Raw genomic sequence first — 15,682 nt, 5'->3', positions numbered from 1 at the left:
TACAGCATGGCAATATTAATATTGCATATTTGATAAGGATAAAAGATATTTTAACCGAATACAAATTCTCGGTTTATTTTTCAGACGGCCTCAAGGATTATATAAACATAAATATAAAAAGGCCGTCTGAAAAATTCAGACAGCCTTGTTTTATCGCAGCTAACGATAAACGATAGAAACAAATGGTTTTAGTCGGCTTGGCGGCGCAAGATGGCCGGAATTTCAAAGTCGTCTAAAACAGATTGGTTAGAGAAATCGGAAGCGGTTAGGTTCATGCTGCGGGTGCTGCGGCCTGAACGGATTAAACCATCGATATTCGGGAACGCATCGTCGGTACCGGTGGCCTGTTGGGTTTTCACCATGCGCAGGTTGCTGCCTGAAGCAGCACCGTTGTTTTCTTTCAAACCGGTCGCGATAATGGTCACGCGGATAGCGTCTTCTTCCATGTTTTCATCTTCGGCAGTACCGTATTTACGTTCTGCATCGGGATGGGCATATTGATCCACCACTTGCATGATTTCACGGTATTCGGACATTTTCAGACAGCCGGGAGCGGTAGTGATGTTTACCAATACGCCGCGTGCGCCGTCTAACGTTACATCGTCCAACAGCGGGCTGGAAATGGCTTGCTCGGTAGCCAGGCGGGCGCGGTCGATACCTTGCGCAAAGCCGGAACCCATCATGGCCATACCCATAATGCTCATCACGTTTTTCACGTCGGCAAAGTCTAAGTTAATGAAGCCGGGGCGGGTAACCACTTCGGAAATACCGGCTACGGCATCGCGCAACACATTATCAGCGGCGCGGAATGCTTCGCGAACGGTAACGTCTTCACCCAAAGCGGTCATTAATTTGTCGTTCGGAATCACAATCAAAGAATCAACCTGGCTTTTGAGGTGATCCAAACCTTCTTGGGCAATGCTCACGCGTTTACCTTCATGGCCGAAAGGACGGGTAACCACGGCAACGGTTAAAATGCCCAATTCTTTGGCAATCTCGGCTACAACAGGTGCGGCACCGGTACCGGTACCGCCACCCATACCGGTGGTAATAAAGAGCATATTGGCACCGCGGATAGAGTCGGCGATGGCTTCGCGGTCTTCTTGGGCGGCAGCACGGCCGATTTCAGGGTTGGCACCCGCACCCAAACCGCGGGTTAGATTGGTACCCAATTGGATACGTTTGGTGGCATTGCTTTTGCCCAAAGATTGGGCATCTGTATTGGCGCTGATGAATTCAACACCTTGAACGGTGTTTAAAATCATATTGTTGATGGCATTACAACCACCGCCGCCGATACCGATAACTTTAATAACCGCAGGGCTCGCGGCGGATTCTACTACGTCGTAAACCAATTCCATTTATTATACTCCTTTGCGCCCTGCGTCAGGACGGGTAAAAAAAGATTGCAAGTGCTATATATTATATAAGAAGCATGATGCGCATGGCAAAAGGCTTCTTATATTTTTATGATAATTTTACGTTTGCCTTAAAAATTATTTTTAAACCAATCGCGGAATCTCACCCACAAACTATCTTTGGATTCGCGAATGGCAACCGCGCCGCTTACCGGTGTGCCGTAAACTTCGCCTCTGGCCGCCTGAAGCAAACCGATGGCGGTGGCATAACGCGGATTACGGATACGCTCGGATACGCCGCCCATTTCATGCGGCACGCCGATGCGGGCGGGCAGGTTGAATACGTCTTCGGCCAAATCGACAATGCCGGTTAGCAATGATGCCCCGCCGGTTAATACGATGCCCGAAGTCAGCACTTCTTCGGGGAAACCGCTGCGGCGCAATTCGTTTAGGGTCAGCTCCAAAATTTCTTCGACACGCGGACCGATAACGCTGGCCAATACGCGGCGGGAAATCTGGCGCGGCTGGCGGTCGCCGACGCTCGGCACTTCGATCATTTCGTCTAATCCGTCCATGGTGGCAATGGCGACACCATGATGGATTTTGATGTATTCGGCGGCATTGTGCGGCGTACGCAGTGCTTGCGCCAAGTCTTTGGTAATCAAATCGCCGGCCACGGGAATCACGGCAGTATGGCGGATGGCGCCGTTAGTATAAACGGCAATATCGGTAGTGCCGCCGCCGATATCGATTACGCACACACCTAAATCTTTTTCATCTTCGGTTAACACGGCCTGCCCGCTGGCCAACGGTTGCAACATGATTTGATCCATGTGCAGCCCGCAACGGTTAACGCATTTTTGAATGTTTTGCAGGGCGGTAATGGCGCCGGTGATAATGTGGACACGGGTATCCAAACGCACGCCGCTCATGCCGATGGGTTCTTTCACGCCGGGTTGGTTGTCGATAATATACTCTTGTACTACGGTGTGTAGAATATTGTGGTCGGGCGGAATGTTTACGGCTTTAGCGGTTTCAATCGCACGGTCGATATCGGCCTGCGTTACTTCGCCGTCTTTGATTTTTACCACGCCTTGCGAATTAAGGCTGCGGATATGGTTGCCCGCAATACCGGTGGTGACGCTGTCTACTTTGCAATCGGCCATCAGCTCGGCTTCATTCATGGCCTGCTTGATGGCTTGGGCGGTGGCATCGATATTGGTTACCATACCGGCTTTCAAGCCGCGCGACGGTGCCTGTCCCAAACCGATAATGTGGATTTCGTTGTCTTCCTGAACTTCGCCAATCAACGCAATCACTTTAGAAGTGCCGATATCCAATGCACTGATATATTTGCCTTTTACCATAATATCCCATTCATTTTTTATGTTTACTGTCGGTTTGGTGTTTCAGCCGCCGAATCTTGCTCTTCAAGCGGCTCGTCTTCTTCTTGCGGTTTTTCGCGGTAGCGCACGGCAAAGCCGTCTTTATAGCGCATATCCACATATTCCAGATATTTTTCCTGCTCTTTCAAAATACTCGGCCACATATCGGCAAAACGCTGCATGCGGTTGATTTCGTTTTCACGCCCCAAGCGCACGACAATGCCGTTATCCAATTCTGCCGACCATGCCGAACGCGCCGTATATTCGAGTTTGACGATATGCAAATCCAGCGGCCTGATAATGCCGGTAAAGCGATTATAGTGGTTTACCATGTCTCTGGCTGTTCCGGGCTGCCCTTCAAACTCAGGAAAGGTTTCATCGGTGGCGGCTTTAAATAAGTTGCCTTCGCTATCCACCAGTGCGGAATCTTTCCAACGGGCAACCGGTATTCTTTCCACCAAGCGGATTTCCACGGTATCGGGCAGACGGCGGCGGATGGTGACTTTGCCAATCCACGGCAATTTCGCAAATGCTTCTTGCGCGCCGTTTAAATCGGCTTTCAAGATATTGCCGCGTATATATTTTTGCGCCACGGTTTGCAATTGCTTGTTGCCGGTACGCTGTATCTCGCCTTCGATACGGACTTGTTTCACCGGAAAATAAGGTGAATTGTAAACCCAAACACCTAATGCTCCCAGTAATATCACAATCACCAGAAGCATCAGCCAACGGGTTATGCGCTTGAGCGCGCCTGCATTATCCCACATGAGCGGTTTTCAGAATTTCAACACATAAATCGGCGAAGCTCAAGCCGGTTTCGGCGGCAGACTTCGGTACTAAACTATGACTTGTCATACCGGGCAGGGTATTGATTTCAAGTAAATATAATTTGCCGTCGGTATCTTTTAAGAAGTCCACGCGCGATACGCCGGCCGCACCGACGGCTTCGGCACCGCGCACGGCCAACAGCCGCATTTGCTGCTCATCGGCTTCGTTAAGGTCGGACGGGCATTGGTAAACGGTATCGTTGCGGTTGTATTTGGCTTCGTAGTCATAAAACTCGGTGGTCGGGATAATCCGTATGCTGGGATAACCCGCCCCGTTAATCACCGGGCAGGAATATTCGCCGCCGCCGATAAAGCGCTCGGCAATAATCTCACCGTGAAAATGCTTCAGTTCTTCATAAACGGCTTTCAGACGGCCTGCTTCTTTTACTTTCACCACACCGACACTGCTGCCCTCAGCCGCCGGTTTCACAAACATAGGCAAACCAAGCCGGCGCTCGACTTCATCAAAATCACTGTCTTCCCGCAGCACGGCAAATTCGGGAACGGGCAAACCCACTGCCTGCCAAATCAGTTTGCAGCGGTATTTATCCATGCCGACGGCAGAAGCCATCACGCCGCTGCCGGTATAGGGAATGCCCAATAATTCTAAGGCGCCCTGTATCGTTCCGTCTTCACCGTATGTGCCGTGCAGGATATTAAAGGCCGTCTGAAAACCTTGGGCCTTTAATTGTTCCAGCGGGGTTTCTTTCGGGTCGAACGGGTGGGCGTCTATACCTTTGCTTTTCAGTGCGGCAACAATGGCGGCACCGCTATTAAGCGACACTTCGCGCTCACTGGAAAACCCGCCCATTAAAACGGCAACTTTGCCAAATGCTTGCATATTTATTCGCTTCTTTCTTTTTTCAGACGGCCTGCGCCGCCAATACCGCCGGCACTTTATTGATACTGCCTGCGCCCATCGTTAACACCACATCGCCGTCTTTTAATACATTCAACAGGGTTTGCGGCAACTCGCCGACTTCTTCGCAATAAATCGGTTCCAGCTTGCCCAATACGCGCACGGCTCTGGCCAAGGCACGGGAATCGGCTGCCACAATCGGCTCTTCACCTGCCGCATATACTTCGGTTAACACCAATACATCAACGGCACTGAGCACGCCGACAAAGTCTTCAAATAAATCACGGGTGCGGGTATAGCGGTGCGGCTGAAAAGCCAATACCAAGCGTTTATCGGGATAGGCACCACGCGCAGCAGCCAAGGTTGCCGCCATTTCTACGGGGTGATGGCCGTAATCATCAATCAATACGGCACGGCCGCCTTCAGGCAGGCTGATTTCACCATAGCTTTGGAAACGCCGTCCGACACCGGCAAAACCGAGCAGCCCCTGTTGAATCGCTTCCACCGAAGCGCCGACTTCCAACGCCACCCCGATTGCCGCCAACGCATTCAACACATTATGATGGCCCGGCATATTCAATACAACTTCAAAAGGCTCTATATCGTGTTGTTTCACATGCACGGTAAAGCGCATCTTCGTGCCGTCGGCATGGATATCGCTGGCATAAATATCGGCTTCTTCATCTAATCCGTAAGTCGCAAACGGTTTGCTGATATGCGGAATAATGGCGCGCACATGCTCGCTGTCGATACACAAAAACGCTTTGCCGTAAAAAGGCATACGGTGGATAAAGCTAACAAACGCCTGATGCAGTTTTTCGACGCTATGATCATAAGTATCCATATGATCGGTGTCGATATTGGTGATTACCGACATAATCGGCGTTAAGTGCAGAAACGATGCATCGGATTCGTCGGCTTCCGCCACAATGTATTCGCCCCGCCCCAAACGGGCATTGGTTCCCGCCGCCGTTAATTTACCGCCGATCACAAAGGTCGGATCCATACCCGCTGCCGCCAAAATAGATGCCGTTAGACTCGTGGTGGTGGTTTTACCGTGCGTACCGGCAATGGCAATGCCGTCACGAAAACGCATTAATTCCGCCAACATCAATGCGCGGGGAATCACGGGGATTTTCCGCTCATGTGCGGCAACCACTTCCGGATTATCGGCTTTTACGGCAGTGGATGTTACTACCACATCGGCATCGGCAACATGTTCGGCGGTATGACCGGGATAAACACGCACCCCCAAACTGCTCAAATGCTCGGTTACCGAACTTTGCGCCTGATCCGAGCCGGACACATGAAAACCCAAATTATGCAAAACTTCGGCAATCCCGCACATACCGGAACCGCCGATGCCGACAAAATGAATATTGCTGACTCTGTTTTTCATCATACTTTTGGATTTCCTGAATTTTTTGCCGTTTCAGACGGCCTATCCGCAACGGCGACACTTAAAAGGCATTATTTTAAAGAGCTACGGCTAGATAGGCTATGCTTTTAATGTAAAAAGGTGTTTACGCTGAGTTTCAGACGGCCTGATTAGAATAAAATAAAATATTTTCATCTCAATGCCGCCTTTTATTTCACCAATAACCGCAACCCTTACGATTACATTGTTGTGGCGATTGCCGCTAAGGCCACATCGTCGGCACTTTGCGGCATGGCCAATGTGCGGGCGTTTTCCGCCCATTCCAAACAGCGTTCGCGATCCAGCGCCCACAACACTTCCGATAGTTTCTCAGCCGTTAGTTGCGATTGCGGCAGCAGCAACCCTGCATCGGCCTGCACCATAAAGCGGGCGTTAGCGGTTTGATGGTCGTCTACCGCATGCGGATACGGCACCAGCAATGCGCCGACACCGGCGGCGGTCAATTCGGCAATGGTCAGCGCACCGGCACGACAAATCACCACATCGGCATCGCGGTAGGCGGCAACCATATCATCGATAAATTCCACACATTCGGCATCGACATTCAATACTTCGTAATCGGTTTTTAACGTACCAAGCTTACCGCGCCCGGCCTGATGATATATTCGGGGGCGTTCGTTTTCGGTGAGCAACGCCAATGCGCGCGGAACGGTTTGGTTCAATACATCCGCGCCAAGACTGCCGCCCATCACCAATACTTTCAGACGGCCTTTGCGCCCTGCAAACCGCTCGGCCGGAGCGGGCAGATTGGCAATATCGGCACGCACGGGGTTGCCGACCAAACCGTCGGGATTATCAAATGTTTTCGGAAAGGCATACATCACACGCCGTGCCCAGCGGGAAAGCTGTTTATTAGACAATCCGGCCACCGCATTTTGTTCGTGAATCACAATCGGAACGCCCGCCAATTTCGCCGCCACCCCGCCGGGAAAGGTCACGAAACCGCCGAAACCAATCACACAATCTACGCGGTGTTTACGGATAATTTTCAAGGCTGCCTGTATGGTCTTGAATAGGGTAAACGGCAGCATCAATTTACGCTTCCAACCATTACCGCGCACACCTTTAATGGCCAGCGTTTCCAAGCGGATATCATGCTGCGGCACAATGCGCTCTTCCATAGAATCTTTACTGCCCAGCCAAATCACATGGTGCCCGCGTGCACGCAACGATTCTGCCACGGCCAACGCAGGGAAAATATGCCCGCCCGTGCCGCCTGCCATCAACATAAAAGTCTTACCGACCATATTTATTTATCCTTCAACTTTATAACCGCGCATTTTCAAACGGTTTTCATAATCGACCCTTAGCAACAACGCCATACACACCAACATCACTATCACGGCGGAACCACCGTATGACATCAACGGCAGCGTCAGCCCTTTGGTGGGCAGCAGGCCGATATTCACACCAATATTAAAGAAACTCTGAATACCTAGCCAAATACCGATACCTTTGGCCACATAAGCACCGAAATACAATTCCAAATCCCGCGCCTGTTTGCCGATGGAAAAAGCCCGCCACACCAGCCACGCATAGCAGAGAATCAGCATCAAAATGCCGACAAAGCCGAATTCCTCGCCAATCACGGCCAAAATAAAGTCGGTATGCGCCTCGGGCAAATAAAAACGTTTTTCCAAGCTGGCACCCAAGCCGACGCCGAACCATTCGCCACGGGCAATCGCCATCAGCGAATGGGTAAGCTGATAACCTTTGCCCAATGGGTCTTCCCACGGGTTTAGAAAGGCGGCCACCCGCGCGATACGGTATGGCGCCACGGCAATCAACGCCACCATACTGCCCAAGCCGATGCCGACCATCATCATAAACCAGCGCCACGGCAGCCCGGCCAGAAACAGCAGCCCCATGGCCACGGCAGTCACCACCACAAAAGAGCCGAAGTCGGGTTCCAACATAATCAGACCCAGCCCGACACCCACCGGCACGGCGGAAAACCAAGCTTTTTTAAACTGCTTCAAAATCTCGGCCCTACGCGTGAAAAAGCTCGACAAATACAAAATAATTGCAAGCTTGAAAATTTCGGTCGGTTGCAGGTTAATCGGCCCGATGTGTATCCAACGTTTGGCACCGTTGATTTCGCGCCCTATACCCAATACCGCCGCTAACAATACCAAACTGAACAGCAAAATATACGGGGTCGCCTTCTTCCAAGTCGCTATCTTGACTTTGGTGACCACCCAGCCGAACACCCCGCCCGCAGCTAAAAACATCGCCTGGCGGCTAAGGTAAAACCACTTATCACCGCCATCGTTCGCCGCATAAGGAATGGAAGCGGAATAAATCATTAATAGGCTGAACGACACCATCAACACCACCATCCACAATAGCGAATAGTCGATTTTATGGCCGCTGCGAAGTATTTTGCGGTCTAATATTTTGGATTCTGTAATCATATTGCTTTTTTTAAAATGTGTGATTTCAAATGGTTCAGACGGCCTGATAAACATCCGAACGTCATGTTTTAACCTTATAACTGCTGAAAAGCATCAATAAATACCTGCGCCCGATGAGCATAACCCTGAAACATATCAAAGCTGGCACAAGCGGGGCTGAGTAAAACGATATCGCCCGATTGCGCCAGTTGATAGGCCGTCTGAACGGCTTCGGGCAGCGTTGCGCAATCTATGATTTCCGGCACGCAATCGGCCAAATCACGGCGGATTTTCGGCGCATCTTCGCCAATCAGCAACACGGCACGGGCTTTGTTTTGCAATACGGTACGCAACGGCGTGAAATCCTGTCCTTTGCCCTGCCCGCCCGCAATCAATACGATAGGCGACTGCAAACCGGCAATAGCGGCGGCGGTCGCACCGACATTAGTGCCTTTGCTGTCGTCGATAAAGATAATGCCGTTTTTCTCACCGACTTTTTCCACACGGTGCGGCAGCCCTTTAAAGGTTTGAACATATTGCAGTAATTCGGTTCGCGGCAAACCGATCGCTTCACACAAAGCCAAAGCCGCCAATACATTCGCGCTATTATGCAAACCTTGCAGCGGAATATCGGCCATCGCCGCCAAATCCTGCCCGCCGGCTTTCAGACGGCCTGCTTGCGTATCCGCCCAATAATCCGTTTGTTGCTCAAGCGAAAACCATTTCACCGTGCGCCCGGTGCGTTTCATGGCACGGCAGAACACATCATCGGCATTCAATACCTGCACGCCGTCCCCACGAAAAATTTTGGATTTAGTATGCGCGTAGTCCAATAAATCGTCGTAGCGGTCGAGATGGTCTTCGGAAATATTCAAAACGGTAGCCGCATCGGCATTTAAATGTTCGGTATTTTCAAGCTGAAAACTGGAAAGCTCCAATACCCATACGTCTGCCGGCTTGCCATCACGCTGCATATAGGCTTCCAAAACGGGGGTGCCGATATTGCCGGCAATGATGGTATCCAACCCGCATTGTCGGCATAAATAACCGACCAAACTGGTAACCGTGGTTTTGCCGTTGCTGCCGGTAATCGCGATGATTTTGTCGCTGTTGCCTTGCAATGTTTGCGCCAGAATTTCAATATCGCCCAACACTACGCCGCCGTTTTGTTTGAATTCGGCAATATCGGGCATACGCTCGCTGATACCGGGGCTGATGGCCAAAATATCGAAGCCGTGCGCCAAAACATCTTTCAGACGGCCTGTATAACAAATGAGATTATCAAAACGTTGCTTCAACGAAGCTTCGCGTTCTGTTTTCAAGTCGGCATCATAAGCGGCCACTTGCGCGCCTTGCTGCCGCAAAAAAGCAATCATGGAAACGCCCGTAGCGCCTAACCCTGCCACCAAAATTCGTTTATTTTGCCAGTTCATATTGATGTATCTTTTTTCCGTTTACACACACGAAACTCAAACATTGGCAGGACAAACCTGCTGATCGGCAAACAGCGCCTCTATTTTTTCCACGGTAACCGCGCCGTCATAGTCGGCCGGAAAACCTTCCGTTGCCTTCACCGGCTTACCCACCACCAAACGCGCCAATACCGGCTGATAGGGCTGCTGCTTTTTATCCATCCATGCCGTGCTGGCCGCTACCAACGGCTGCATCACATTTTCGGCACCACTCGCCCACCATGCGAACGACTGCCCGCAAGGCTCGAAAACCGATACTTCATGCCCGTAGGTATATAAACCGAGTACGCTTTTCGGATACGTTGCCGTATCCGACTCGGCAGACGATGCCGAATTCATATTTTGCGTACAACCGAACAGCCATACGCAACAACATACCGCCAATATATTTTTTAAATCCATCACAAGCTCCTTAGCTTAACCGGGTTGATTATTTGGCCATACCGTTGGCGGATGGATCCGACACTCTGGTGCATTGCATTTTTTCACCGCCCACCAAAACCATTTCGTCACCATTGAAGCTGAGAATACGGGCTTGGGCAACGGCAGGTTTTTTTCTCTTCACTTCCTGCTGCATACTGCCGAACCACCGCTTATCCAAATCTCTGATATTTTTATTTTTCAGCGATGCCCGCCGATGCCCCCGTTTCACTTCAAACGGGTTTTCTTCGCGTATCAACGTTTGTTGTTCGAGACGCCAGCGGCCTTGCGATTGGATTCGGTAATCCAAGGTATCGCCCTCAACAAAAAAATGCCAATGCATTTGGGTTTGCGACTTGCCGTCGGCTTGCAAATTCAGCCGCGTATTCATTTCCGCCAAATGCTCACCCGAACGCTCCTGAAACACACATTGCCACGTTCCGGCCAATGTTTCGGCCGAAAGCCCTGATGCTGCCCAAGCAGATACCGGCGACACCGCCGCACATACTGCCAAAATCCAACCGCTCTTCCTCATGGTCATACTCCTTCAAAATTTTTCAAGCTGCCAAAAGGAAAACGACCGAACGGCTATCCCACCCGAGCCACCGCTTCCCATGCGGAAACTTACTTATTGGTTATTGGTTTTCAGACGGCCTTAACGTACTTTCAAGGTACTCAAGCCCACCAATACCAACACAATGGTAATAATCCAAAAACGCACCACAACCTGCGTTTCTTTCCAGCCTTTTTGCTCATAATGATGGTGAATCGGCGCCATCAAAAAAATCCGTTTTTTCGTGCGTTTATACCAACTCACCTGCAACATCACCGACAAAGCCTCCACCACAAACAGGCCGCCCATAATCACCAATACAAACTCTTGGCGGACAATCACGGCGACCGTGCCCAAGGCCGCGCCCAAGGCCAACGCGCCCACGTCGCCCATAAACACCTGCGCCGGATAGGCGTTAAACCACAAAAAGCCCAAACACGCGCCACACATCGCCGTACAAAAAATCACTACTTCGTTGGCACCGGTCACAAACGGCAATTGCAGATAAGCCGAGAATTCGGCATGGCCGGTTGCATAGGCAAACACCGCCAAGCCACCCGCCACCAACACCACGGGGAATGCCGCCAAGCCGTCCAAACCGTCGGTCAGGTTCACGGCGTTAGAAGTGCCGACAATAGTCAGATAAGCCAATCCGACAAAACCGACCACGCCCAACGGCAGCGCAACCTGCTTAAAAAACGGCACAATCAGAATATTATTGGCCGAATTGCGTGCAGCATAAAAAAGCAGCAGACCGGCCATCAAAGCCACTGCCGACTGCCACACCATTTTAAATTTTGCCGATACCCCGTTCGGGTCTTTATAAACCACTTTGCGCCAGTCGTCGTAAAAGCCTAGCGCTCCTGTTGCCAACAACACCAAAATCAAAATCCAAATATACGGGTTGGCCAGATTGCCCCATAGCAAGGTAGATACCGTAATGGCGGTTAGAATCAACGAACCGCCCATGGTCGGCGTACCGGTTTTGACCAAATGAGTTTGCGGCCCGTCGTGGCGGACAGCCTGCCCCACTTTCAATGCAGTCAGCTTGCGGATGGTCCACGGCCCCAACAACAGCGAAAACGCCAATGCGGTCAATGCCGCCATCACGGCGCGGAAAGTGGTGTATTGAAAAACGTTCAACGCGGTAAACCATTCGCTGAAGCGGGCTAACCATAAAAGCATGAGGTTAATTCCTTTTTTGTTTATGTTTTATCTTGGTATTTCAGGCCGTCTGAAAGAATATTCCAGACAAACGTTTTATTATCGCATTGTTGCGTATAGACATGAAAGGCTGAACAGATTAACTGCATGATTCCGGTTTTAACGGATAATCCCGACCTTATTTTTCACGCTCAAATCATCTGATGACATAACCGCCGCCTTATTTTCAGACGGCCTTATCTTCCACAAGTGCAGAAACAACTTCTTCCATCTTCATAAAGCGCGACCCTTTCACCAATACATGCGCATTTTGCGGCAGGTCGTGCACCAATACCTGAATCAGCGGATCCTTATCGGCAAACCATAAGCCGTCGGCACCAAACGTTTCGGCGGCCGATACGCTTTCATCGCCGACAAAATAAGCCGCTTCAATACCCTTTTCACGGGCATACGCCCCTACTTCGGCATGCATGGCGGCGGTTTCGTCTTCACCGAGTTCGCCCATATCGCCCATCACAAATATGCGTGGCGCAGGCAGCCCGGCCAAAACATCAAGCGCGGCTTTCATACTGTCGGGATTGGCGTTATAGGTATCGTCCAACACGGTTGCGCCTTTAATGCCTTTTTTAATTTGCAAACGGCCTTTGATATTGGCAAAGTCCGACAGGCCGTCTGAAATCTCAGATAAAGTTAATCCGGCCGCCTGCGCCAAAGCCGCTGCCGCAACGGCATTATGAATATTGTGTTTGCCGGGTACGGGCAGTTGTACGGCGGCACGCTCGTTGCCGGACACCAGCACAAAAGCACACGATAAAGGATTCAACTCAATTTCTTCGGCATGAATATCGCCCTGCCCTACGCCAAACGTATGCTGTTTGAACGCATGGGCAGCCGTCTGAAACACGGTGACATTCTCATCTTCACTAGGAATCAGTGCCAAACCGTTCGGGCGCAGCCCTTGATAAATCTCGCTTTTGGCTTTGGCAATATCGCCGACACCGTCGAATCCGCAACCGACATGCGCGCGCAAGGCATTATTCACCAATGCCGCATCGGGCTTGGCAATCTGCGTTAATAACGCCAGCTCGCCGAAATGGTTCATACCCATTTCAATCACCGCATAACGGTGTTGCGGTGTGAGCTTCAGCAAAGTCAGCGGCAGGCCGATATGGTTATTCAGATTGCCTGCCGTCGCCAATACAGCATCCGCACCGAAACGGCGGCGCAATACGGCGGCCAACATTTCTTTCACCGTGGTTTTACCCGAAGAGCCGGTAATCCCGAACACAAACGGCTGCACATTCTCACGCCATGCCGCCGCTAAAGTTTGCAGAGCCGCCAGAGTGTCATCCACCTTCAACGCACCTGCCAGCCCTGCACAATCGTCACGCGACACTATGGCCGCCACCGCCCCTTTTGCCAACACATCGGCAACAAAATCATGCGCATCAAAACGCTCGCCCGCCAAAGCAAAAAAAACATCGCCGTCTTGAATATCGCGGCTGTCGGTCACAATGCGCCCGACCGGCCGGTTTTCAGACGGCATCGGTAGGTTTAGGGTTTGGCAGATAAAGTTTAAATCTAAAGGTTTCATATTGTTGTTTGGTTTCTCTATTTTTTCAGACGGCCTATTTGTTCGGATTAATCAGCGGATAAGGGTTGATTGCGCCTTTGGGCAGATAAACGCCGTAATGCAGGTGAGAAGGCGTATTTTTGGCATTGCCGCTGTTGCCGACATAACCGATCACCGTACCGGCTTTCACCCGTTGGTATCGTTTGATATTGGCGAATTTACTTAAATGGGCGTAATAGTGCCAAGCACCCGGCCCTTGAATACCGACCACCTTGCCGCCCAAACGATTGTTTCCGATACGGGTCACAATGCCGTCGGTCGTACTGCGTACCGGCGTGCCTTTTTTGGCAAAAATATCCACGCCCTCATGCCTGCGGCCATGACTGCGCGCCGCACCCCATGTATCGGTAAAACGATGACCTTTCACGGGGTTAATCAAACTGCCGGCCGTCGGCGCCGGCTGCGCCCGCAATGCCGCCAATTCACTACCTGGGCGTGAGTAGTTTTGGGTTTGACAACCTGCCACAACAGCCAATACAGCGCCTATACACAAAGTCTGTTTCAAGGTTTTACTTATCATGTGTATTTGCCTCCTATTGTCTGTTTGAATCTATTGCGTCCTAAACACCGCCATTATTCGATGATGGAAGAATAGACCGTCTGAATCGTATTTCCTTATGGATAAAGACTTTTTCAGACGGCCTCTATATCCATAAAACGACACACACTTTAAACTAAAGTGTATCCGCCCTGCCCGCCTAGCGTTTCGCCAACGCCGCTTCGGCCACTTCAAAATCAGAAAAATGGTGCTTCTGCCCCTGTATATCCTGATAGGTTTCATGGCCCTTTCCGGCAATCAAAATAATATCGTTCACGGCGGCATTTTTAACGGCATATTCAATCGCCAAGCGGCGGTCGACTTCAGTATATTCCGGAAAGCATACGGCTGGCAGGATGTCGTTGATAATGGCCTGCGGCTCTTCCATGCGCGGGTTATCGCTGGTGACCACCACTTTATCCGCACCGGCTACCGCCGCCGCACCCATTAGCGGGCGCTTGCCTTTGTCTCGGTTGCCGCCGCAGCCGAATACGCACCATAAGCTGGCGCCTTCGGGTTTGATTTCCTGCAAAGTAGACAGCGCTTTTTCAAGAGCGTCGGGCGTGTGGGCGTAGTCCACCACAACCAAGGGATGGTTATCGCCCATAATGCAATCCATACGGCCGGTAGCCGGGCGGATGCGGGCAAGGGTATCCAATACTTTTTCCAAAGGGTGCCCGTCTACACACAAAACGCCAACGCACGATGCCAGATTTTGGGCGTTAAAACGACCAAGCAGGCGGCTTTTTACTTCGCCGCTGCCCCACGGGGTGTCAAACTCAACGGTCATGCCGTCCGAAGCGGCTTGGAAACGGGTGATACGGATATCGGCCTGTTCGGAAAATCCATATCCGTAAACGGTTAATTCCGGCCTGTCGGCTTTCAGACGGCCTGCCAATTCGACGCCGAAATCGTCGTCCATATTAATCACGGCATGTTTTAGCGGGTATTGGTAAAACAGGCGGCTCTTGCTGGCACCATAGGTTTCCATGCTGCCGTGATAATCGAGATGGTCGCGGGTGAGGTTGGTAAATACAGCCGTCTGAAAAACAACGCCGTTCACACGGGCTTGGTCGAGGCCGTGGCTGGATACTTCCATAGCCACGGCTTTCGCACCCTGTTGCTTGAAGCGGTAGAGTAATGTTTGTACCGATACGGGGTCGGGTGTAGTGTGGGTTGTTTCTTCCAACGCACCCCAAAAGCCGTTGCCGACCGTGCCGATAATGGCGCATTTTTCATTCAAAATATCGGCTGCCTGCGCCAACCACTGGCTGATGGAAGTTTTGCCGTTGGTGCCGGTAACGCCCCATATTTTCAGGCCGTCTGCAACATTGCCGTACACTTTGGCGGCCACGATGCCGGCCCGTTTTTTTAAATTTTTAATCCCTTGGTTGGGAATATGCCATTCCGGATTCCATGCAAATGTGCCGTCGTCGTCCCAAAAAACAAAAGCCGCACCATTATCGATGGCGGCAGGAATATAGGCGCGTCCGTCGGTATACTCGCCCTGGCAGGCAATAAACACATCGCCCGGCCGGATTTTACGGCTGTCCGAATGCAACAAACGCCCTGCTGCGTTTTCACACAGCAAGGGCGGCAAGTCGGTTTCAGCCGATACATCTGATTCGCTGAACATATTTAA

At 51.2% G+C, this 15,682-nt stretch carries 14 protein-coding genes; all 14 read right to left on the bottom strand.

Annotated features, from left to right (window positions below):
* Positions 1 to 188: 188 nt before the first annotated feature.
* Positions 189 to 1,361, bottom strand: a complete 1,173-nt coding sequence (gene ftsZ / locus NXS09_RS06820) for a cell division protein FtsZ (protein WP_259291802.1) — start codon at positions 1,359 to 1,361, stop codon at positions 189 to 191.
* Between the two features lie 128 nt (positions 1,362 to 1,489).
* A complete protein-coding gene (gene ftsA / locus NXS09_RS06815; RefSeq protein ID WP_289623080.1) occupies positions 1,490 to 2,725 on the bottom strand; it encodes a cell division protein FtsA in 1,236 nt (411 codons plus the stop codon).
* 23 nt (positions 2,726 to 2,748) lie between these two features.
* A complete protein-coding gene (locus NXS09_RS06810; RefSeq protein ID WP_259291801.1) occupies positions 2,749 to 3,510 on the bottom strand; it encodes a cell division protein FtsQ/DivIB in 762 nt (253 codons plus the stop codon).
* Positions 3,500 to 4,411 (bottom strand): D-alanine--D-alanine ligase, encoded by a 912-nt coding sequence (locus NXS09_RS06805; RefSeq protein WP_259291800.1) that lies wholly within the window; start codon positions 4,409 to 4,411, stop codon positions 3,500 to 3,502. The genes NXS09_RS06810 and NXS09_RS06805 overlap by 11 nt, the downstream gene beginning before the upstream one ends.
* A 22-nt stretch (positions 4,412 to 4,433) precedes the next feature.
* Complete coding sequence (gene murC / locus NXS09_RS06800) at positions 4,434 to 5,831, bottom strand: UDP-N-acetylmuramate--L-alanine ligase (RefSeq protein WP_259291799.1); 1,398 nt, start codon at positions 5,829 to 5,831, stop codon at positions 4,434 to 4,436.
* 215 nt (positions 5,832 to 6,046) lie between these two features.
* Positions 6,047 to 7,114, bottom strand: a complete 1,068-nt coding sequence (murG, locus tag NXS09_RS06795) for an undecaprenyldiphospho-muramoylpentapeptide beta-N-acetylglucosaminyltransferase (RefSeq protein ID WP_259291798.1) — start codon at positions 7,112 to 7,114, stop codon at positions 6,047 to 6,049.
* 6 nt (positions 7,115 to 7,120) lie between these two features.
* The gene (ftsW, locus tag NXS09_RS06790; protein WP_259291797.1) at positions 7,121 to 8,281 is read right to left on the bottom strand and encodes a putative lipid II flippase FtsW; all 1,161 of its coding nucleotides are present in this window, start codon (positions 8,279 to 8,281) and stop codon (positions 7,121 to 7,123) included.
* Positions 8,282 to 8,355: 74 nt separating this feature from the next.
* Positions 8,356 to 9,693 carry a UDP-N-acetylmuramoyl-L-alanine--D-glutamate ligase gene (gene murD, locus NXS09_RS06785; protein WP_259291796.1) on the bottom strand — a complete coding sequence of 446 codons (1,338 nt, stop codon included), beginning with the start codon at positions 9,691 to 9,693 and terminating at the stop codon, positions 8,356 to 8,358.
* Positions 9,694 to 9,729: 36 nt separating this feature from the next.
* Positions 9,730 to 10,134 (bottom strand): hypothetical protein, encoded by a 405-nt coding sequence (locus NXS09_RS06780; protein WP_259291795.1) that lies wholly within the window; start codon positions 10,132 to 10,134, stop codon positions 9,730 to 9,732.
* A gap of 28 nt (positions 10,135 to 10,162) precedes the next feature.
* Positions 10,163 to 10,693: a hypothetical protein gene (locus NXS09_RS06775; protein WP_259291794.1), complete on the bottom strand. Its 531-nt coding sequence runs from the start codon at positions 10,691 to 10,693 to the stop codon at positions 10,163 to 10,165.
* 114 nt (positions 10,694 to 10,807) lie between these two features.
* Positions 10,808 to 11,890 carry a phospho-N-acetylmuramoyl-pentapeptide-transferase gene (mraY, locus tag NXS09_RS06770; protein WP_259291793.1) on the bottom strand — a complete coding sequence of 361 codons (1,083 nt, stop codon included), beginning with the start codon at positions 11,888 to 11,890 and terminating at the stop codon, positions 10,808 to 10,810.
* A gap of 205 nt (positions 11,891 to 12,095) precedes the next feature.
* Positions 12,096 to 13,463, bottom strand: a complete 1,368-nt coding sequence (locus tag NXS09_RS06765) for a UDP-N-acetylmuramoyl-tripeptide--D-alanyl-D-alanine ligase (RefSeq protein ID WP_259291792.1) — start codon at positions 13,461 to 13,463, stop codon at positions 12,096 to 12,098.
* Between the two features lie 34 nt (positions 13,464 to 13,497).
* Entirely contained in the window at positions 13,498 to 14,019 is a 522-nt protein-coding gene (locus NXS09_RS06760; protein WP_434803014.1) for a M23 family metallopeptidase, read from the bottom strand.
* Between the two features lie 181 nt (positions 14,020 to 14,200).
* Entirely contained in the window at positions 14,201 to 15,676 is a 1,476-nt protein-coding gene (locus tag NXS09_RS06755; RefSeq protein WP_259291790.1) for a UDP-N-acetylmuramoyl-L-alanyl-D-glutamate--2,6-diaminopimelate ligase, read from the bottom strand.
* Positions 15,677 to 15,682: the final 6 nt, after the last annotated feature.

The sequence above is a fragment of the Neisseria montereyensis genome, from assembly GCF_024834045.1.
Lineage (GTDB): Bacteria > Pseudomonadota > Gammaproteobacteria > Burkholderiales > Neisseriaceae > Neisseria > Neisseria montereyensis.
The sequence above is the reverse complement of the archived record's forward strand: the minus strand, read 5'-3'. Positions and strand labels throughout refer to the sequence as shown.